This is a genomic window from Cupriavidus metallidurans CH34 (assembly GCF_000196015.1).
GTDB lineage: Bacteria > Pseudomonadota > Gammaproteobacteria > Burkholderiales > Burkholderiaceae > Cupriavidus > Cupriavidus metallidurans.
This window is the reverse complement of record NC_007973.1, coordinates 2,222,376-2,241,556: the sequence shown is the minus strand read 5'-3', so window position 1 is coordinate 2,241,556 and position 19,181 is coordinate 2,222,376. Positions and strand designations below refer to the sequence as shown.

Here is a 19,181-nt window from a genome sequence, read left to right as displayed (position 1 = left end):
TGATAGACCCTCAAGTTTGATGATTCACGTCATCGTACTGGTCGATTGAAACGTTAGAATGCGCGATTCGTCATGATTTAACGGTCTTATGCTCGCATTGCGTCGTGTTGTGGCTGGCGCTGTTTCGGTCGGCGCCCTGGCATTGGCATTGGTGTCCGCACCCGCCCGCGCGGAAGTTGTAGTAATCCTGAATTCAGGTGACGCAAGCGTTACTTTGATCGACAAGGACACGCAGAAGGTGTTGGAGACTTTCCCGATCGGGAAGGAACCCCATCACCTGATCGCCACCCCCGACGACAAATCGCTGATCGTCGCCAATGCGGTTGGCAACGACCTCGTTTTCCTCGACCCGGTGACCGGCAAGGTGCAGCAGCGCGTGCCGAACATCGACGACCCGTACCAGATCGGCTTCTCGCCCGACCAGAAGTGGTTCATCGCCACCGGCAACCGGCTGGACCGCGTCGACGTCTATCGTTGGGACGGCCGCCAGCTCAAGATCGCCAAGCAGTTCCCGCTGGCCAAGACGCCGAGCCACATCGCGTTCACGGCCGACAGCAAGATTGCATTCATCACGCTGCAGGACTCGAACCAGATCGCCGCAATCGATCTGACCACGCTGACCGTGCTCTGGACCATGGAGGCTGGCTCCGCGCCGGCCGGTATCTGGGTCACGCCTGACCAGAAGTACTTGCTGGTGGGTATGACGGGGGCTGACTACGTCGCCGTGATCGACTGGCGTACCCGGACAGTGGTCAAGCAGATCCAGACTGGCAAGGGCGCGCACAACTTCCGCGCCGTGGGCGACAAGCGGCACCTGTTCCTGAGCAACCGGGTGTCTGGCTCGATAAGCATCATCGACCAGCAGACGCTGTCGAAGGTCGGCGAGATCACGGGTCTGCTGCCGGGCCCGGACGACATGGAACTGACCGCCGATGGCAAGACGCTCTGGGTGACGTTCCGCTGGGCGCGCTCGGTTGGCCTGATCGATGTGGCCAGCCGCAAGATGATCAAGACGATCCGTGTCGGCAAATCGCCGCATGGCATCTACTTCCGCACGCGCGCCCCGCTCTATTAAGAAGGTCAGCGCCATGCGCAACTGGATGATCCGGATCGGGGTGGCTGCGGCGGGGTTGCTGGCGAGCGCCTCGCTTGCTCTGGCGTCCGACGCCAGCCCCGGAGCCTGCCGAGCCGGCACGCTCTATCTGACGTTTGATACTGGCAGCATGAGCCAGGCGGAACTGATCGCTCGCACGTTGCGCAAGCACCATATCCGCGCCACGTTCTTCCTGGCCAACGAGCCCACGGTCAACCACGACAATTCGCTGGATCCAACTTGGGCGGCTTACTGGAAATCGCTGGCTGCCGACGGTCATGCCTTTGGCACCCACACGTTTGACCATGTCTACCTTCGCAGCGCGAAGGGTGGCGAGGGCGGCAAGGTCGTCATGCGGCCGCAGTTCGGGGCGCAGGGTGGCAAGGACGTGGCGATGACCGAGGAATCGTTCTGCACGGAACTGCGCCGGAGCGCGCAAGCCTTCCAGTCGATGACCGGTCAGCCGATGGTGCCGCTGTGGCGCGCCCCGGGTGGCCATACGTCGCCGAAGACGCTGGCATGGGCCGAGCAATGCGGCTTCAAGCATGTGGGCTGGGCGCCGGCCGGTTTTCTCGGCGACGAACTGTCCTCAGAACGCTACCCTAACCAGATGTTGCTCGAACGTGCGCTGCGCGATCTGCGCGATGGCGATATCACGATGGCCCACCTGGGTATCTGGTCGCGCAAGGACCCCTGGGCGCCGGGCGTGCTGGAGCCGCTGATCAGCGGGCTCGAGCAGAAGGGCTTCTGCTTCGCCACGCTGCGTGAGCATCCGCAGTACAAGCACTGGATTGCGCAACGTGGTCCGGTGCGAGTGGAGCAGGCGGGGGAACAACCTCAAACATCGTCAGTATCGGGAGCCAAACGGTAATGTGGGACGCGCTCACCAACTGGCTTAACCTGTGGGTGGGCCAGATCGAAGCCACGGTCTTTCAGAACGTGGTGTTGCCCGTGGTTTATAACCTCGGCTTCGGTGGCTATGCCGAAGACGCGTTCACCGGCACGGAGTGGCTGCTGGTCGGGTTGGTCCAGATCGCCGTGATGGTCCTGATCCTCGGACCGCTCGAGAGACTGCGGCCGGTTGAGGTCGTGACCGACCGCGCGGCCATTCGCACCGATATCCTCTACACGCTCATCCATCGACTGGGGCTGTTCCGGCTAGCGATGTTCTTCCTGCTGGCACCGTTGATGGATGGCATCGAAGGCCATCTGCGATTGCTGGGCTGGCAGCGTGTCAACGTCGAGGACTGGTGGCCCGGCGTGACGTCGATCCCGCTGATCAGCTTTTCCCTCTATCTGGCGCTGTTCGACCTGCTCGACTACTGGTATCACCGGCTGTCGCATACGTACCGCTGGTGGTGGAGCCTGCACGCGGTGCACCACAGCCAGCGCCAAATGACGCTCTGGAGCGACAACCGCAATCATCTGCTCGACGATATTCTGCGCGATTTCGTTTTCGCGGCTGTTGCGCTGGCGGTAGGGGTCGAGCCGTCGCAGTACGTCCTGCTTGTAGCGCTGTCGCAATTGCTGCAGAGCCTGCAGCACGCCAATCTGCGGCTGCACTTCGGCTGGCTGGGCGAGCGCCTGCTGATTTCTCCGCGCTTCCATCGCACGCACCACGCGGTGGGGCTTGGTCATGAAAAACGCGCCACGGCGGAAAAGCCCGCGCGGCTCGGCGGGTGCAACTATGGCGTGATCTTCCCTTGGTGGGACATGCTTTTTGGCACCGCGGACTTCACCGACGTCTATCATCCAACCGGCATCCGCGACCAGATGCCGCCACCTGCCGGGCGTGCGCGTAGCTACGGCGATGGCTTCCTGTCGCAGCAATGGCTTGGCATCAAGCGGTTGCTGCGCCTGGGGTAGGTTCCTTTCTGGTCGGCTCCAGCGCCACTTCGCGCGCATTTCCGAGGGTTTCCGGAAACACGATCGCCGGGCTGTGCTAGGCTCCGAGGGCTTCTTTCACCTCTTTGCCGCATGAACGATATCTTCCGCTCGTTTGGCCGCGCACTGGTCAGCCAGATGCATCCACGGATGCTGATGCTGACCATCGTGCCATTCGTTCTCGCTACCGTCCTCTGGGGCGGCCTGATCTGGTGGGGCTGGGAACCGATCATGGGGACGGCCCGCGCCATCCTCGAAGGCTCGGTGTTCACGAGCTGGATCTACTCGATGCTCGACTGGCTTGGCCTGCAGTCGCTGCGCAGCGTGGTGGCGCCGCTCTTCGTGCTGACCCTGGCGATCCCGCTGGTCATTGCGTCGATGCTGATCTTCATTAGCCTGTTCTCGGTGCCGGTGGTGGTCAGGCAGCTCGAACGCAGCTATCCGGACCTGGCCAAGTCTCACGGGGGCAGCATCGTCGGCAGCGTCTTCCAGACGCTCGGTAGCACCCTGATCTTCCTGGTGCTGATCCTCATCACGCTGCCGTTATGGCTGATTCCGCCGTTCTTCGCGCTGATTCCGCCGGTGCTGTGGGGCTGGCTGACGTACCGCGTAATGACCTACGACGCGCTGGCGGAACATGCCACGGCCGAAGAACGCAAGACGCTCATGAAGCGCCATCGGGTGCCGCTGCTGATGATCGGTGTGGCGGTTGGCTTGCTCGGCTCCGCGCCGACGTTGCTGTGGGTCTGGTCCGCTGTCATCATCTTCCTGTTCCCGCTGGTGCTGGCCGGCACGCTGTGGCTTTACGTGCTGATCTTCATTTTCTCGGCGCTGTGGTTCGGCCACTTCTGCCTGCGCGCGCTGGCGGATCTGCGTGCGGAGCGCGCGGCTGCCGCGCCGCCACCGCCCTTGGCTACCGACGTGATCGAGTTGGCGCCCTCTGACGTGCGCCGCATCGAGCCTTCCTGAAAACAATTCTGAGCGAGCGCATCATGGGTTTTGGTTTGATTGTCATCGGCGACGAGATTCTCTCCGGTCGACGCGAGGACAAGCACATGCGCCGTGCCATCGAGCTACTTGGCGCGCGCGGGCTGGCGCTGGACTGGGCCGAGTACATCGGCGACGACCGCGAGCGCATCACGGCCACGCTACGCCGCACGCTGGCGGGCCCGGATATCGTCTTCTGCACGGGTGGCATCGGTGCCACGCCTGACGACCACACGCGCCAATGCGTGGCCGCGGCGCTGGGCGTGGATCTGGCCTTGCACCCCGAGGCGCGCGAACTGATCGCATTGCGTATTGCGGAAACGGCCAATGGCGATCCGGTCAAGGCGGATCTGAATCAGCCAGAGAACCAGCATCGTTTCAAGATGGGGGAGTTTCCGGTCGGTGCCCGGATCATTCCGAACAGCTACAACCGCATTCCGGGTTTCTCGGTGGCCGATCACCATTTCATGCCGGGCTTCCCGGTCATGGCGTGGCCGATGATGGAGTGGGTGCTGGACAACCGGTACGCGCACCTGTTCCATCAGGATACCGAGGTGTCGCGCGCCTTCTACGTGTTCGAGGCACCCGAATCGACGCTGACGCCGTTGATGGAGCAGGTGGAGGCGTCGTTCGCCGGTATTCGCGTATTCAGCCTGCCATCAGTCGGGGATGCCGCGCGTGGCGACAAATTTGTGCGGCGCCATATCGACCTCGGCGTAAAAGGGCCGGCCGACATGGTCGGGCCGGCTTACGCGATGCTGCTCGACGGGGTCCGGGCGATGGGCTTCGAGATCGTCGAGCAGTAAGCGGCGTATCGATGATTCGTGGCGCTGCTCAGGCGCCATGCCACGGCAGGCCGCGCACGCACCAGCCCTCCACCGTCTTGCGGTGATGATGGTCGTCGCGGTTGCCTTCGAAGCCTTCGAGCACATCCATCGCCAGCAGGTAACCGTTTTCCGTCGCCACGCGCGCCGCGTGTTTCGAGCGGGCGGCGCTGCGGCACAGGAACAGCACCGGCGCGTCGGCCGGTACCCGCGCCTTCAGTTCAGCCACGAAGTTGGCGTTCTGGGCGCCGCCGGGATACGACATCCATTCGATATGGGCGAACTGCTCGTCGGGCAGATCCACGCCGCCCACCCAATCCAGTTCCGCCTGCGTGCGCACGTCGACCAGCACGGCCTTCGGCTCGGCCTGCAGCAGCGCATAGGCCTCTTGCGGAGTGAGGGCGCCGTAATAGGCGAGTTCGTCTTGCTGCTTGCGCGTCTGGGCGGCCTGGAGGAGTTCGTCTCGGGTAGTCATCTTCTGTGACGGAGTCAATAAGAATGGAGGGAATGCGGGGGCTGGCCCGCGCAAGGGCAACAAGGCCAACGCGGCACTGGGAAGCCGGCTGAATCGGCGTTATTCTAGCGCGGCCATTGTGGCAGGCCCGAAAAATGTCCACGCAAGGCGCGGTGGTGGTGCCATGGGGTTGCACCTATATGGTGCCTAATTTCGTGGTGAGCACATAAACAGTGCAAATCCTTGGATTGCGCACCGTTATGGTGTTTGATTGGGGTGAGCGGCGTGCGCGGGCAGTGCACTTCGCCAAGGCATCAAGTTGATTGGCTGGATTGCATGCAATCCGGTGTTTTCGCTCCGGTGCGCGCCAATCCAAGCCAGTGCACGTTTTTCGGGAAGTCGGGAGTCTGGCAGGCGGAAAGGTGGCTTCGGCTGGCACGCTTTCTGCTAACATTCGACGTCCCTTTTGGGGCGGTCCAGGCAGATGACCGCACCAACTTTGGCTTACCCACTTTCCCAGTTACAGCCCGAATTTCCAGGAGATAGGCATGGCGCAGAGCGTTGCAGATGTGATGAAGCTCGTGAACGAAAACGACGTGAAGTTCGTCGATTTCCGTTTCACGGATACCAAGGGCAAAGAACAGCACGTCTCGGTGCCGGTGTCGCACTTCGACGAAGACAAGTTCGAGAGCGGCCACGCCTTTGATGGTTCGTCCATCGCCGGCTGGAAGGGTATCGAGGCCTCCGACATGCTGCTCATGCCGGATTCGGGTACCGCCTACATCGACCCGTTCTACGAAGAGCCGACGCTGGTGCTGAGCTGCGACGTGATCGAGCCGTCGGACGGCAAGGGCTACGACCGCGATCCGCGCTCGATCGCCAAGCGCGCTGAAGCCTACCTGAAGAGCACCGGCCTGGGCGACACCGCCTTCTTCGGTCCGGAACCCGAGTTCTTCATCTTCGACGGCGTGACCTGGAACATCGACATGCAAGGCTGCTCGGTGAAGATCCAGTCGGAAGAAGCACCGTGGTCGTCGGGCAAGGAATTCGAGCACGGCAACAGCGGTCACCGTCCGGGCAAGAAGGGCGGCTATTTCCCGGTTGCCCCGATCGACACGTTCCAGGACATGCGTTCGGAAATGTGCCTGATTCTGGAATCGCTGGGCATCCCCGTTGAAGTGCACCACCACGAAGTGGCTGGCCAGGGCCAGAACGAAATCGGCACGCGCTTCAGCACGCTGGTGCAACGCGCCGACTGGACCCAGCTGCAGAAGTACGTGATTCAGAACGTCGCGCACACCTACGGCAAGACGGCCACGTTCATGCCGAAGCCGATCGTGGGCGATAACGGTTCGGGCATGCACGTTCACCAGTCGATCTGGAAGGACGGTCAGAACCTGTTCGCGGGCAACGGCTACGCCGGCCTGTCGGAATTCGCGCTGTACTACATCGGCGGCATCATCAAGCACGCTCGCGCGCTGAACGCCATCACCAATCCGGGTACGAACTCGTACAAGCGTCTGGTGCCGGGCTTCGAGGCACCGGTGAAGCTGGCCTACTCGGCTCGCAACCGTTCGGCTTCGATCCGTATTCCGTACGTGTCCAACCCGAAGGGTCGCCGTATCGAAACGCGCTTCCCGGATCCGCTGATGAACCCGTACCTGGGCTTCTCGGCACTGATGATGGCCGGTCTGGATGGCGTGATGAACAAGATCCACCCGGGCGAAGCTGCCGACAAGAACCTGTACGATCTGCCGCCCGAAGAAGACGCGAAGATCCCGACCGTCTGCTCGAGCCTGGATCAGGCCTTGGAGTACCTGGACAACGACCGTGAGTTCCTGACCCGCGGTGGTGTGTTCTCGAACTCGATGCTCGACGCCTACATCGAACTGAAGATGGAAGAAGTCACGCGTTTCCGCATGACGACTCACCCGATTGAGTTCGACATGTACTACTCGCTGTAAGCCGAGTGAGTTGCCGGGTTGTGGCCGGGCAACAGTTGCACCAGGAAGGGGCGGCTTCGGCTGTCCCTTTTTGTTTTGCGGCCACGTTGATCGCTAGAATGGGGCTCTTTTCCTAACCTACATGTCGATGTTCATGGAAGCGATCTCGAGCAGGGTCTTCAGCAATGCCAGCGGCGCGTTGCCGCACCAGATGCGTGTGGGCTTCCCCATTTTGGTGATGGTCGCGGCCATGGCGTTGCCATGGGCCCGGCCTGCCGCCGCGCAGTCGTCCGACGTGTACATGTGTAAGGGCGCCGATGGCGTGCCCGAGTACCGCAATGGCAATCCTGGCAACAGCAAGGACTGCAAGCGGCTGAACCTGCCGGATGTGGTCACCGTACCCGGCTCGCGCGCTGGTGGCGCGCCTTCGGGTGGCAAGTCGGCGGCAGCTACGTCGCCGACCAGCTTCCCGCGCGTGGATAGCGCTACGCAAAAGAGCCGTGATAGCGAGCGTCGCACAGTGCTGGAAACCGAGCTGCAGACCGAGGAGGCCAGGTTGGCCGGCCTGCGCGCCGAGTACAACAACGGCGAGCCGGAGCGCCAGGGCGGCGAGCGCAATTATCAGAAGTACCTGGATCGCGTCGCGCGGCTTCGTGACGACATCACCCGCAGCGAAGCCAATGTGGCATCGTTGCGCCGGGAGCTTTCCGGCTTGAAGGATTGAGTTGAATGCGCCGCCTGATTCGTGAAGTGTCCCGCAAGGTAGCAGGAACGGACCGCAAGCCGGACGCCGGCGAGCCGGCCGATCGTGATGCGGACATCCTGCCGCTGGGCGGCGCGGCCCTGCATCCGGGCCTGGATGTAGTGGCCAACCCTGTGCTGCTGGTGCGCCAGCCGGGCCTGCGGGTGATTTACGCGAATCCGGCGGCGGAGGCCAGCTTTGCCGTGTCGCGCAAGGCCATGGTGGAACTGTCCCTGCCGGACCTGTTCGGGGCGTCGGAAGAACTCGACAGCATGTTCGAGACGGTGATGGCCCGGCAGGTGGACGTGCGCAGGCAGGATCTGGTCCTGCGGCCGCCATTGCAGGAACCGATGCACGCGCACGTGGTAATCGGTGGCGTGGAAGGCTACGCGAACACAGCGGTGGTCGAGGTGCTGCTCAACGAGCAGAAGGTGCGCAGTGACCGCGAGGAGCGCATTCTTGACCTGACCTCGGCGAACAAGGAACTGATCCGCAATCTGGCTCACGAGATCAAGAACCCGCTGGGCGGGATTCGCGGCGCGGCCCAGTTGCTCGAATTCGAGCTGCCCGAGCGTGCACTCCGGGAGTACACGCAGGTCATCATCAAGGAGTCGGACCGCCTGCAAACGCTGGTGGACCGCCTGCTGGAGCCGCATCGCCATCCGCACATCGTCTCGGACCTCAATATCCACGAGGTGCTGGAGCGTGTGCGCTCGGTGGTGCTGGCCGAGTTTCCCAACGGGCTGGAAATCGTGCGCGACTACGATGCCAGCTTGCCAGAATTGCGCGGCGATATGGAGCAACTGATCCAGGCCGTGCTGAACATCGTCCATAACGCCGCCCAGGCGCTGCACGAGCGTGTTGCGCGCGGCGATGCGCAGATCATCCTGCGGACCCGGGTGGCCCGGCAGGTCACGATCGCCAAGCGGCTCTTCAAGCTGGCATTGGATTTGCATGTGATTGACAACGGCCCGGGAATCCCCGAGGACATTCGCGAGCGCATCTTCTATCCGTTGGTTTCGGGCAGGGATGGCGGTAGCGGGCTCGGTCTCACACTCGCTCAAACCTTCGTGCAGCAACACGAGGGCTTGATCGAATGCGAGAGCAAGCCGGGCTGTACCGACTTCCGTATCCTGTTGCCATTGCACTAACCGCCCGATCGGCGAGACGGTGCGAGCGGCGCGGGGCCCTGCCATCAGCAGGGAATACGGGAGACCACATGACACCGAGCAGACAAGCGACGCACATGAAGCCGATCTGGATAGTCGACGACGATCAATCAATCCGCTGGGTCCTGGAAAAGGCCCTTGCCCGTGAAAGCCTGCTCTCCCGCAGTTTTACCAACGTGCGCGACGTGCTCGCGGCGCTGGAAGAGGACGAGCCGCAGGTCCTGATTTCGGATATCCGAATGCCCGGCGGTTCCGGCCTGGATTTGCTGCAGGCCATCAAGGCGCGGCATCCGGGCCTGCCCGTTATCGTGATGACGGCCTACTCGGACCTGGATAGCGCCGTGGCCGCGTTCCAGGGGGGCGCGTTCGAGTACCTGGCCAAGCCGTTCGATGTCGACAAGGCGGTCGAGTTGATTCGCCGGGCGCTCGAGGAAAGCCTGCGCGAGGAGGAAATGGACGATCGCCTGGTCGATGCGCCGGAAATCCTCGGCCAGGCTCCGGCGATGCAGGACGTGTTCCGCGCGATCGGTCGCCTCTCGCAATCGAACGTCACCGTAATGATCACCGGCGAGTCCGGTACCGGCAAGGAACTGGTGGCGCGTGCGTTGCACAAGCACAGCCCGCGCGCAAATGGTCCGTTCATTGCGCTGAATACGGCGGCAATTCCCAAGGATCTGCTCGAATCGGAACTGTTCGGCCATGAGCGTGGCGCGTTCACCGGCGCGCAGACCATGCGTCGCGGTCGCTTCGAACAGGCCGAAGGTGGCACGCTGTTCCTCGACGAAATCGGCGATATGCCATTTGATTTGCAGACGCGCCTGCTGCGTGTACTTTCGGATGGAAATTTCTATCGGGTGGGGGGGCATAATCCGTTGCGCGCGAACGTGCGCGTCATCGCCGCCACGCACCAGAACCTCGAGACGCGCGTCAAGGAAGGGCTGTTCCGCGAGGATTTGTTCCACCGTCTCAACGTGATTCGCCTGCGCCTGCCGCCGCTGCGCGAGCGTCCGGAGGACATCACGCTGCTGGCCCGCCATTTCCTGCAGAAGAGCGCGAAGGAGCTTGGCGTCGAAACCAAGCGCATGTCCGATGACGCACTGGCCTACGTCAGCACGCTGCCGTTCCCCGGCAATGTGCGCCAGCTCGAGAACCTCTGCAACTGGCTGACCGTCATGGCGCCGGCGCAGACCATCGAAGTAAAGGATTTCCCGCGCGAAATGATCGAGGTGGGGTACGGCGAAAGCAGTGTGTCGCCGATGCGTTCGCCGGGCGAGTCGAGGTCGTCGGGAGAGTACGAGGCTGCGGAAGTTTCTGACTACGGCACGCATGCCACGGGCGAGGGCGACACGATGGTCGCCACAAGACCACCCATGGCCTCTTCGGCTACGTCGTCGGCGTCGGCATTTGCGGCGAGCGCCGTTTCGGCAAGCTGGGAAACGCTGCTGGCTGGCGAGGCAAAGTCGATGCTCGAATCGGGGCAGCCCGAAGTCATGGATGCGCTGACGCGGCGATTCGAGAAAGCGGTGCTGGAAGCCGCGCTCGGTGTCACGCGCGGACGTCGCGTGGAGGCCGCGACGCGGCTCGGCATCGGTCGGAACACCATTACTCGCAAGCTGCAGGAGCTTGGGTTCGACTGATCGCAGACTCGTAGGTTTGTGGACCTGGATCGAGAGGCCTCGCGCTCGCGGGGCCTCTCTTATTTGATGGTTTCCACTCAGGGACTAACCGGCTCTGGCACGCTGTCGACGCGCAGCGATGGGAGCCAGACATCGGGACCCGGCGGCCGCTCGATTCTCCCCCGCGCCGTTACGCGTTTGCCCGTCAGCGCGCGAGCGTCCGCGATGGCAACGCCGCTCAGCTCCCAGAAAGTCATGTCACTGGTTTCGAGCATGACGGTCGGAAAGGGGTCGTTCCCCTTGACGTAGATTTCACCCACCAATGTCTGACGGGCGTCTGCCGGCGAGTTTGTCGCACATGCCGCGATGCTGATTGCGGCAAGTAGCGCGCCGAGGCTTGCTCTCATGCGGTGTCTCCGGAAATGCGGGGCCGCTGCGCAGCCCCTGCATTCACTATTGAATCACGACAGACAGCGTGGAGCCGGCAGGAACCTTCACGGTCTCGCTGTATGTGCCGCTCACGGCGGAACGGACCACCGGCAGGTTGGCGTATGCCTCGAGAGTGGCAGGTATCGATTGCGTCAGTGTCCGGACGGGCAGGAGCGCTTGCGGATCGATCAGCGGAAGCGTGAACGGGCCGTCCTGTCGTTCCGGGAACCCAAAACCGGCAGGGCTGGGGGACTTCATTAGTGCGCCCGAAGTCGCGCCGAACCGACGTAGTTGTTCTCCGAGGCTCGATTCCGGCTGCACCGAGCGAATGGCGGAGTCGAGTACGGCCACGGAGTTGCTGCTGGTATCCGTCAGCAAGTTCTTGTAGAAATCGAGTCCGAGTTGTCGGTTCAGGAATCCGCCGAGCGAGCCGGAGACCGAGTAGCTGTCGCATGACGCGGCGAACGGTGTCCACGTTGTCAGGCTGCAGTTGTAAGAGCCGGCCTTGTAGCCAATGTAGTCCCGGAAGCGAACGTCGCGGATTGCGTTGTAGTTTGCGTCGATCGAGAGGCTTGCGAGGTCCTCCATCATCATGGCCGAAGCCTCTTCCAGCCACTCGTCGAAGCTGTACTTCGGCCCCATGAGCATCCCGCGACGGTAGAAGTTCTGCGCGTGCACGGCCTCGTGCGCCATGGTCAGCAGCATTGTCCTCATGCCATCTTCACCACCCAGATAGAGCGTCTCGGCATCCAGATACAGGGATACGGATTCGTTGCTGAATGGATTGGTTTTCGCCGCCTTCTTGATGGCGTTTCGTCCATAGAAGTAGCCGATCCCACCAAACGGCTGGTCATTGTGGTCGAAGTTCAGGATGACGATATCGATCGGCTGTCCGGTGGCGGGGATCACGTCGAAGTAGGCGTGTGGCCCCCAGAACGGGCCGCCCACCGACTTCAGCATGTCGTAGATTTTTCCTTCCGAGGCGAAGCTGTCTGCGAGGCGGGCAACGATGTCCGGACTTACCTTGGATGCATCGTTCTCCGACCCTTCAACCCAGAAGTTGATCGTGGTGCCATCGGAGGCCTTCAGTTGACGCACAAGCATGGCCGACCGCTCGGAATTGTCGGAGTGGTACCAGGTCCTCACATCATGCACCGCCGCGGGAGTCGGCTCGCTCGTAGCGGAATGGTAGGGCGTGCTGCCACGCTTGCCGGCGAGCGCGACCCAGCCTTCACGGTTGAAGTCGGAAATGCGGCGCTTGGTTTCCTGTGTGTCGTTGTCCCACCGCAGCGCGCTTGCGACAATGCTCGGCATTTGCGAAGTCGTCAGCGAGATGTTCGGCATGGTCCGCGCAATGCCGGTGTGGTTGGTGAAGACTAGCGTCACGTCCTGGCCCTTCAATCCCGAAATGCGAATTGGCATGTCCACGGTGTCTGCAGTGGCGTTGATGCCTTTCCAGACGCCCACCCCGGTCCCCGCGTAGGTGTCTGCATCGACGGCTCCGCAGTTACTGCAGGCCGGTGTCATGACGTTGGTTGGCTTGGGCGGAGAGGGTTCTGGAGTCGAGGGCGCACCGGACGTGGTCACGGGCTGGGAGGATTGATATCCGTCGCCACCGCCTCCGCCTCCGCAAGCGCTCAGGGCAGTGGCCGCAAGCAGCGCCACAGCAGCGTACCTCGCTCGCGGCGATGTGCGGGATTTGTTCGTCATTGATTGTTCTCCTGGAGTATTGGCATTCCACGCCGTTGCGGCGCAGCAATGCTTATACGGGCGAGAATCGTGAGATAGCTACCCGCTCCAGGAGAACTTCAGCCTTGCTTGATGACTGTCAGGCCAACTGCCTCAGTCCCAACAACCTTTCCGCCATTTCGGCGAAACCTTCGCCACCGGATGCATTGGTGACGTAGGCCGGTTTGTGCGGCAGCAGGTGGAGGATGTCACCCACGTTGGCAACGCCGACCGACAGCGGGAAGTGGCCGAACATCGCGACGTCGTTGGCCGAGTCGCCGATGAACAGCCATTCGTCGCGATGGGCGTCGACGTCGTCACCGAGGAGTTCCTCTACACACAGCCGGCTCATCGATAGTTTGTCATGGTGCCCGAACCATCCATTCACATGGATCGAACTGATCGTTGCCGTCATGCCAGCCTCGCGCATTATCTCGGCGATCCGGTCAACGGCCGGTTGCGGCAGCGGCGGGACGTCCTCGGCATGGTCGATCGCGAGATCGGCAGCATGCCAGGCTTGGTCCGATGCCAGCGCGCAGCCGGGGGCCTCGCGCAGGATTTCCTGACCGAGCGCGTGGATGCGAAACAGGTTGGCATCGCGCGTTTCCGCATCGTCCAGAAAACGGGTAACCAGCTTGCCATCACGCAGATGCGAGTAAAAGGCGCCGTTTTCGCCGATGATTGCGTCAACCGGCCACAGACGAGTCAGAATCTCCGCCCACGCGATGCATCGCCCGGTTACCGGAATCACATGCAGCCCGGCGCGGGTGAGACGATCCAATGCCAGATACGTGGCTGCGGGCAGGCGGCCATCGGTGGTCAGCGTGCCGTCAATGTCGGTCAGGATGCCGCGCACGCGGCGCAGGGCGGCGTCGGGCAGGGCGGAGAAAGGTTGGGGCGAGGTCATGGCGGCGAATTGTATCTGCGTCCTTGTTGCAAGGGCGATGATTGCGCAGTGTCAATATGCCGCAACAATCTCTTCGGCAAGGCGGGTTTGCCCTGTTTGCCGTGACATAAGAGCGGCGTAACATGCCTGTCACAAAAAATGCATACAGTCGGTCGCTTTTTCAAAAAAATTGGTCGGACCGAACACAGCCTCAGGAGAAATGCCAATGTCTTTTCCACGCACCGCGTTGAAGTTCGCCGCCGTTGCAAGCCTGGCCTTGGCCGGTACGGCCCATGCCGCAGTTGAGATCCAGTGGTGGCACGCCATGCAGGGCGCGCTGAACGACAAGGTCAACGAGATTGCCGACAAGTTCAACGCCAGCCAGTCCGACTACAAGATCGTGCCGGTCAACAAGGGCAATTACGACGAGACCATGGCAGCCGGCATTGCGGCATTCCGCGCGGGCGGCGCGCCGGCCATCCTGCAGGTATTCGAGGTGGGTACCGCGACGATGATGAGCGCCAAGGGCGCCATCAAGCCGGTGTCGCAGGTGATGAAGGACGCTGGCGAGAAGTTCGATCAAAAGGCGTACATCCCGGCAGTGGCGGGTTACTACACGTCGTCGAAGGGCGAGATGCTGTCGTTCCCCTTCAATAGCTCGACGACTGTCTTCTATTACAACAAGGATGCCTTCAAGAAGGCGGGCATTTCCGCTCCACCCAAGACCTGGCCCGAGGTGATGCAGTACTCGGCCAAGCTCAAGGCGTCGGGCCAGAACTGCGCCTATACCACCGACTGGCAGAGCTGGGTGCACCTGGAGAGCTTCTCCGCCTGGCACAACACGCTCTTCGCCACGAAGAACAACGGTTTTGGCGGCACCGACGCGCGACTGGTCTTCAATAGCCCGCTGCATGTGAAGCACATCACGAATCTGCAGGAGATGGTGAAGAAGGGCTACTTCAGCTACGGCGGCCGCAAGGCGGAGTCGCAGGCCAAGTTCTACAACGGCGAGTGCGCGATGTTCACGGGCTCGTCCGCATCGCTGGCCAATATCCGCAAGAATGCCAAATTCCAGTTTGGTGTGTCGCAACTGCCGTACTACCCGGACGTGCCGGGCGCGCCGCAGAACACGATCATCGGCGGTGCATCGCTGTGGGTGATGGGCGGCAAGAAGGCCGACGAGTACAAGGGCGTGGCCAAGTTCTTCACGTTCCTGTCGCGACCGGAGATCCAGTCGGACTGGCACCAGGCCACTGGCTACCTGCCGGTGACGATGGCTGCGTATGAGATGACGAGGAAGTCGGGTTACTACGACAAGAACCCGGGTGCCGATGTCTCGGTCGAGCAGATGGTCGTGAAGACCACCGACAAGTCGCGCGGCGTGCGTCTCGGCAACCTCGTGCAGATCCGTACCGTGATCGACGAGGAACTCGAAGCGGTGTGGGCTGGCAAGAAGGAGCCGAAGGCCGCGCTCGACAACGCCGTGGCACGTGGCAACGAACTGCTGGAGCGTTTCCAGAAGACCGCCAGGGAATAAGCCCCTGCGGTGATGGAGCTGAAGCGGGCGGCGGCACAATCGTCGCCCGTTTGCGTTTGTTTTGGGAACCCCCTCGATGGAAAAGCGCGTCGTCTTTCGCTCTCCGTGGTTGCCGTATCTGCTGGTGCTGCCGCAGATCGCCATCACGCTGATCTTCTTCTTTTTGCCCGCCGGGCAAGCGCTGTGGCAGTCGATGCTGCAGCAAGATGCCTTCGGCATCAATCTCGAGTTCGTCGGGCTCGATAACTTCGTTACGCTGTGGAAGGACCCGCAGTACATCGAGTCCTTCCAGACCACTGCGATCTTCGCCATTGGCGTGACGGTGGTGGGCCTGTCCGTGGCGTTGCTGCTGGCGTACTTCGCCGATCGCGTCATACGCGCCGCCACTGGCTACAAGACCCTGCTGATCTGGCCGTACGCGGTGGCGCCTGCCGTGGCCGGCGTGCTCTGGATGTTCATGTTCAACCCAACCCTGGGCGTGGTGTCCTACGCGCTGCGCAAAGCAGGCGTGGACTGGAACTTCCTGCTCAATGGCAACCAGGCACTGCTGCTGGTGGTGCTGGCGGCCGCATGGAAGCAGGTCAGCTACAACTTCCTGTTCTTCCTGGCCGGGCTACAGAGCATTCCGAAATCGCTGATCGAGGCCGCTGCCATCGACGGCGCGGGCCCGTGGAAGCGCTTCTGGTCGATCGTGTTCCCGCTGCTGTCGCCCACCACCTTCTTCCTGCTCGTGATCAACATGGTCTACGCCTTCTTCGATACCTTTGCGATCATCGATGCGGTGACCCACGGCGGCCCGTTCAACTCGACGAACACGCTCGTCTACAAAGTGTTCCATGATGGCTTCCGTGGCATGGATATTGGTGGCTCGGCCGCACAGTCGGTGGTGCTGATGGTGATCGTGATCGCGCTGACAGTGGTGCAGTTCCGATTCGTGGAACGCAAGGTCCAGTATTGAGGAGCCAGCCATGGTAGAACGACGTCCCGTACTCGACTTTATTACTCACCTCGTGCTGATCGTCGGTATCGCGATCGTGGCATTTCCGGTGTACCTGACCTTCGTCGCGTCGACGCTGACGGCCGAGCAGGTACTCGATGCACCGATGACGCTGATCCCGGGCAGCCATCTGATCGAAAACTATCGCACCGTGCTGTTTCAAGGCGTGGGCGAGGCCGCTTCGCCGGTCTCGACCATGATGAAGAACAGCCTGATCATGGCGTTGGGCATTGCGCTGGGGAAGATCGCGATTTCGATCATTTCCGCCTTCGCGATCGTCTATTTCCGCTTTCCGCTGCGCAAGACGTTCTTCTGGATGATCTTCATCACGCTGATGCTGCCGGTGGAAGTGCGTATCCTGCCGACCTACAAGGTGGTATCTGACCTCGGCATGCTGGATAGCTACTTCGGCCTGACGATTCCCATCATCGCGTCGGCCACCGCCACGTTCCTGTTTCGGCAATTCTTTCTGACGATCCCGGATGAACTGGCCGAAGCCGCCCGCATCGACGGGGCCGGACCGCTGCGATTCTTCTGGGATGTGGTGCTGCCGCTGTCGCGCACCAGCATCGCCGCGCTGTTCGTGATCCAGTTCATCTATGGCTGGAACCAGTACCTCTGGCCATTGCTGATCACCACGCAGAAGTCGATGACGCCCGTGGTGGTGGGCGTGACGCAGATGATTTCCCGCTCGGGCGATGCCGCTACCGACTGGAACCTCGTGATGGCCACCGTGATGCTGGCGATGATCCCGCCGGCAGTGGTGGTGGTGCTGATGCAACGCTGGTTCGTCAAGGGCCTCGTGGAAACGGAAAAATAAGGTCATTCCATGGCAAAGCTGTCTCTTCGCAACGTTCAGAAAACCTACGCCGGGGGCACGCAGGTCGTGCACGGCATCGACATGGAAATCGCCGACGGCGAGTTCATCGTGATAGTCGGGCCGTCCGGCTGCGGCAAATCCACGCTGCTGCGCATGGTGGCCGGCCTCGAGACGATCACCGGTGGTGAGATCCATATTGGCGACAAGGTCGTCAACGATCTGGAGCCGGCCGCGCGTGATATCGCGATGGTGTTCCAGAACTACGCGCTCTATCCGCACATGAGCGTGTACGACAACATGGCGTACGGGCTGAAGATCCGCGGGATGTCGAAGGGCGAGATCGAGCAGCGCGTCAAGCATGCGGCCGGCATCCTGGAACTTGCGTCGCTGCTCGATCGCAAGCCGCGCGCATTGTCCGGCGGACAGCGGCAGCGTGTGGCGATGGGCCGTGCAATCGTGCGTGAGCCATCGGTGTTCCTGTTCGACGAGCCGCTGTCGAACCTCGATGCCAAGCTGCGCGTGCAGATGCGGCTGGAGCTCAAGGATCTGCACCGCCGGCTCAAGACGACCAGCCTCTATGTGACGCACGACCAGGTGGAGGCCATGACGCTGGCGGACCGCATGATGGTGCTCAATGGTGGCCGGGTGGAGCAGATCGGCACGCCGCTGGAAGTCTATGCGCGACCGGCCAGCACGTTCGTCGCCGGCTTCATTGGCTCGCCGCCGATGAATCTGGTGCCGGTGGCGCGGAACGGAAGCGGGCAGGGCGTCGCGCAAATGCGGGTCCAACCGAAGGACGGGCAGGCAGCGGCGACGCTGGGACATCTGCCGATGGGGCTGCATCTGCCCGAGCAGGCGCTGATGGGATTGCGTCCCGAACACATCGAGCCTTGCGCCGTGCACGAGGCCATCGCCGAACTGGATGTGAGGGTGGTGGAGGCGCTCGGCGCGGATTCGTTCGCGTACGGATCGCTCGGCGGCCAGCCCATCGTGGTCAGGCTCGACAGCCAGACGCAGGTGCGTGCCGGTGACAAGCTGCCGATTACGGCGTCGGCCGAGCATCTGCATTTCTTCGACGTGCAGTCGGGCAAGCGTATCGAGGCTCAGGCATGACGAATTGGCCCTATCCCCGCTTTATTGCCCATCGCGGCGCGGGCAAGCTGGCTCCCGAAAACACGCTGGCCGCGTTTCGGCACGGTGCGTCGTTCGGCTACCGGATGTTCGAGTTCGACGTGAAGCTGTCTGCCGACGGCAAGCCGATCCTGATGCACGATGCGACGCTGGATCGCACTACGACCGGCAAAGGGCGTGTCGATGCGCTGACGCTGGGCGAACTGGCGGCGCTGGATGCTGGCGGCTGGCACAGTCCCGCGTACGCGGGCGAGCCGGTGCCGACGCTGGCGGCCATTGCTCGCTATACGCAGGCCAATGGCTTCATGGTCAATATTGAGATCAAGCCGGTGCCAGGGACCGAGTATCGGACTGGTGCAGCCGTGGCGCTTGACGCACTTTCACTGTGGAGGGGTGCTGGCACGCCGCCGTTGCTGTCCTCGTTCTCGGAAGTGGCGTTGGAGGCCGCGCATCAGGTGGCGCCAGACCTCCCGCGTGCCTTGCTGCTGGATACACTGCCTGCCGATTGGCTCGAGCGGCTGCGCCAGCTGGAATGCGTGGCGCTCGACGCCAACCACCGTGAACTCGATGCTGCTGTCATCGGCGCCGCGCATTCGGCTGGGTTCAAGGTCCTCTGCTACACGGTCAACGACCGGGCGAGGGCAGCGAACCTGCTGTCATGGGGGCTGGACGGCTTGATCACCGATGCGGTCGATCAGATCGCGCCACAGTCCTGAACAGTCCGTCTTGTTTTGCATCACGAAAAGTCCCTACGAGTCCAGGGCAAACGTGCTATGCTTCGCGAGTGAAGACTTAGGTCCTTCCCCGCACAACTTGCCCTTTCGGGTCTGGCGGCGAGACCGAAAACTAGCGGCACCTGACACGGTGCCGTTCGTTCAAGGTGGTAACCGTTGGGCCCCCAAGAGTTGTTTGCAATCCGCTAACCGGTCGAGCCGTGTCGC

Annotated in this window: 19 protein-coding genes; 14 read left to right on the top strand and 5 right to left on the bottom strand. The window is 62.2% G+C overall.

The annotated features are described in order from the left end of the window. Positions 1–88 precede the first annotated feature (88 nt). The 5 genes from RMET_RS10345 to RMET_RS10325 all read left to right on the top strand — a co-directional run bounded on the left by RMET_RS10345 (position 89) and on the right by RMET_RS10325 (position 4,770). Positions 89–1,075 (top strand): YVTN family beta-propeller repeat protein, encoded by a 987-nt coding sequence (locus RMET_RS10345; protein ID WP_011516781.1) that lies wholly within the window; start codon positions 89–91, stop codon positions 1,073–1,075. 13 nt (positions 1,076–1,088) lie between these two features. Then, the gene (locus RMET_RS10340; RefSeq protein WP_011516780.1) at positions 1,089–1,964 is read left to right on the top strand and encodes a polysaccharide deacetylase family protein; all 876 of its coding nucleotides are present in this window, start codon (positions 1,089–1,091) and stop codon (positions 1,962–1,964) included. Beyond that, complete coding sequence (locus RMET_RS10335; RefSeq protein ID WP_011516779.1) at positions 1,964–2,959, top strand: sterol desaturase family protein; 996 nt, start codon at positions 1,964–1,966, stop codon at positions 2,957–2,959. Before RMET_RS10340 ends, RMET_RS10335 begins: the two co-directional genes overlap by 1 nt. Positions 2,960–3,070: 111 nt before the next feature. Beyond that, the gene (locus tag RMET_RS10330; RefSeq protein ID WP_011516778.1) at positions 3,071–3,946 is read left to right on the top strand and encodes an EI24 domain-containing protein; all 876 of its coding nucleotides are present in this window, start codon (positions 3,071–3,073) and stop codon (positions 3,944–3,946) included. A gap of 23 nt (positions 3,947–3,969) precedes the next feature. Continuing rightward, positions 3,970–4,770, top strand: a complete 801-nt coding sequence (locus RMET_RS10325; RefSeq protein WP_011516777.1) for a competence/damage-inducible protein A — start codon at positions 3,970–3,972, stop codon at positions 4,768–4,770. A gap of 28 nt (positions 4,771–4,798) precedes the next feature. Here RMET_RS10325 and RMET_RS10320 read toward each other — a convergent pair whose 3' ends face one another. After that, positions 4,799–5,263, bottom strand: a complete 465-nt coding sequence (locus RMET_RS10320) for a rhodanese-like domain-containing protein (RefSeq protein WP_011516776.1) — start codon at positions 5,261–5,263, stop codon at positions 4,799–4,801. 527 nt (positions 5,264–5,790) lie between these two features. Between RMET_RS10320 and RMET_RS10315 the strand changes: the two genes are divergently transcribed. Further along, positions 5,791–7,206: a 3-hydroxylaminophenol mutase gene (locus tag RMET_RS10315; protein ID WP_011516773.1), complete on the top strand. Its 1,416-nt coding sequence runs from the start codon at positions 5,791–5,793 to the stop codon at positions 7,204–7,206. A gap of 117 nt (positions 7,207–7,323) precedes the next feature. On the opposite strand, the gene RMET_RS34150 is transcribed toward RMET_RS10315, so the two are convergent. Further along, positions 7,324–7,488, bottom strand: a complete 165-nt coding sequence (locus RMET_RS34150) for a hypothetical protein (RefSeq protein WP_231138522.1) — start codon at positions 7,486–7,488, stop codon at positions 7,324–7,326. Here RMET_RS34150 and RMET_RS10310 point away from each other — a divergent pair. The 3 genes from RMET_RS10310 (at position 7,436) to ntrC (ending at position 10,733) form a co-directional block, all read left to right on the top strand. Then, positions 7,436–7,909: a hypothetical protein gene (locus RMET_RS10310; protein WP_011516772.1), complete on the top strand. Its 474-nt coding sequence runs from the start codon at positions 7,436–7,438 to the stop codon at positions 7,907–7,909. The two genes, RMET_RS34150 and RMET_RS10310, sit on opposite strands and share 53 nt — an antisense overlap. A gap of 5 nt (positions 7,910–7,914) precedes the next feature. Beyond that, a complete protein-coding gene (gene glnL / locus RMET_RS10305) occupies positions 7,915–9,078 on the top strand; it encodes a nitrogen regulation protein NR(II) (protein ID WP_011516771.1) in 1,164 nt (387 codons plus the stop codon). A 95-nt stretch (positions 9,079–9,173) separates the two neighbouring features. Beyond that, positions 9,174–10,733 (top strand): nitrogen regulation protein NR(I), encoded by a 1,560-nt coding sequence (gene ntrC, locus RMET_RS10300; protein ID WP_029307584.1) that lies wholly within the window; start codon positions 9,174–9,176, stop codon positions 10,731–10,733. A gap of 77 nt (positions 10,734–10,810) precedes the next feature. Here ntrC and RMET_RS10295 read toward each other — a convergent pair whose 3' ends face one another. From RMET_RS10295 to RMET_RS10285, 3 genes are all read right to left on the bottom strand, one after another. Continuing rightward, a complete protein-coding gene (locus tag RMET_RS10295; protein WP_011516769.1) occupies positions 10,811–11,119 on the bottom strand; it encodes a hypothetical protein in 309 nt (102 codons plus the stop codon). A 46-nt stretch (positions 11,120–11,165) separates the two neighbouring features. After that, the gene (locus RMET_RS10290) at positions 11,166–12,806 is read right to left on the bottom strand and encodes a M30 family zinc metallopeptidase (RefSeq protein WP_322790409.1); all 1,641 of its coding nucleotides are present in this window, start codon (positions 12,804–12,806) and stop codon (positions 11,166–11,168) included. Positions 12,807–12,969: 163 nt separating this feature from the next. Beyond that, the gene (locus RMET_RS10285) at positions 12,970–13,776 is read right to left on the bottom strand and encodes an HAD-IIB family hydrolase (RefSeq protein ID WP_011516767.1); all 807 of its coding nucleotides are present in this window, start codon (positions 13,774–13,776) and stop codon (positions 12,970–12,972) included. 205 nt (positions 13,777–13,981) lie between these two features. Here RMET_RS10285 and ugpB point away from each other — a divergent pair, with 205 nt between their 5' ends. The 5 genes from ugpB to ugpQ all read left to right on the top strand — a co-directional run bounded on the left by ugpB (position 13,982) and on the right by ugpQ (position 18,956). Next, positions 13,982–15,292: a sn-glycerol-3-phosphate ABC transporter substrate-binding protein UgpB gene (gene ugpB, locus RMET_RS10280; RefSeq protein WP_011516766.1), complete on the top strand. Its 1,311-nt coding sequence runs from the start codon at positions 13,982–13,984 to the stop codon at positions 15,290–15,292. A 76-nt stretch (positions 15,293–15,368) separates the two neighbouring features. Then, the gene (gene ugpA, locus RMET_RS10275; RefSeq protein WP_011516765.1) at positions 15,369–16,250 is read left to right on the top strand and encodes a sn-glycerol-3-phosphate ABC transporter permease UgpA; all 882 of its coding nucleotides are present in this window, start codon (positions 15,369–15,371) and stop codon (positions 16,248–16,250) included. 10 nt (positions 16,251–16,260) lie between these two features. Beyond that, complete coding sequence (ugpE, locus tag RMET_RS10270) at positions 16,261–17,109, top strand: sn-glycerol-3-phosphate ABC transporter permease UgpE (RefSeq protein ID WP_011516764.1); 849 nt, start codon at positions 16,261–16,263, stop codon at positions 17,107–17,109. Between the two features lie 9 nt (positions 17,110–17,118). After that, complete coding sequence (locus tag RMET_RS10265) at positions 17,119–18,222, top strand: sn-glycerol-3-phosphate import ATP-binding protein UgpC (RefSeq protein ID WP_011516763.1); 1,104 nt, start codon at positions 17,119–17,121, stop codon at positions 18,220–18,222. After that, positions 18,219–18,956: a glycerophosphodiester phosphodiesterase gene (gene ugpQ / locus RMET_RS10260; protein WP_011516762.1), complete on the top strand. Its 738-nt coding sequence runs from the start codon at positions 18,219–18,221 to the stop codon at positions 18,954–18,956. Before RMET_RS10265 ends, ugpQ begins: the two co-directional genes overlap by 4 nt. The last annotated feature ends 225 nt before the right edge of the window (positions 18,957–19,181 follow it).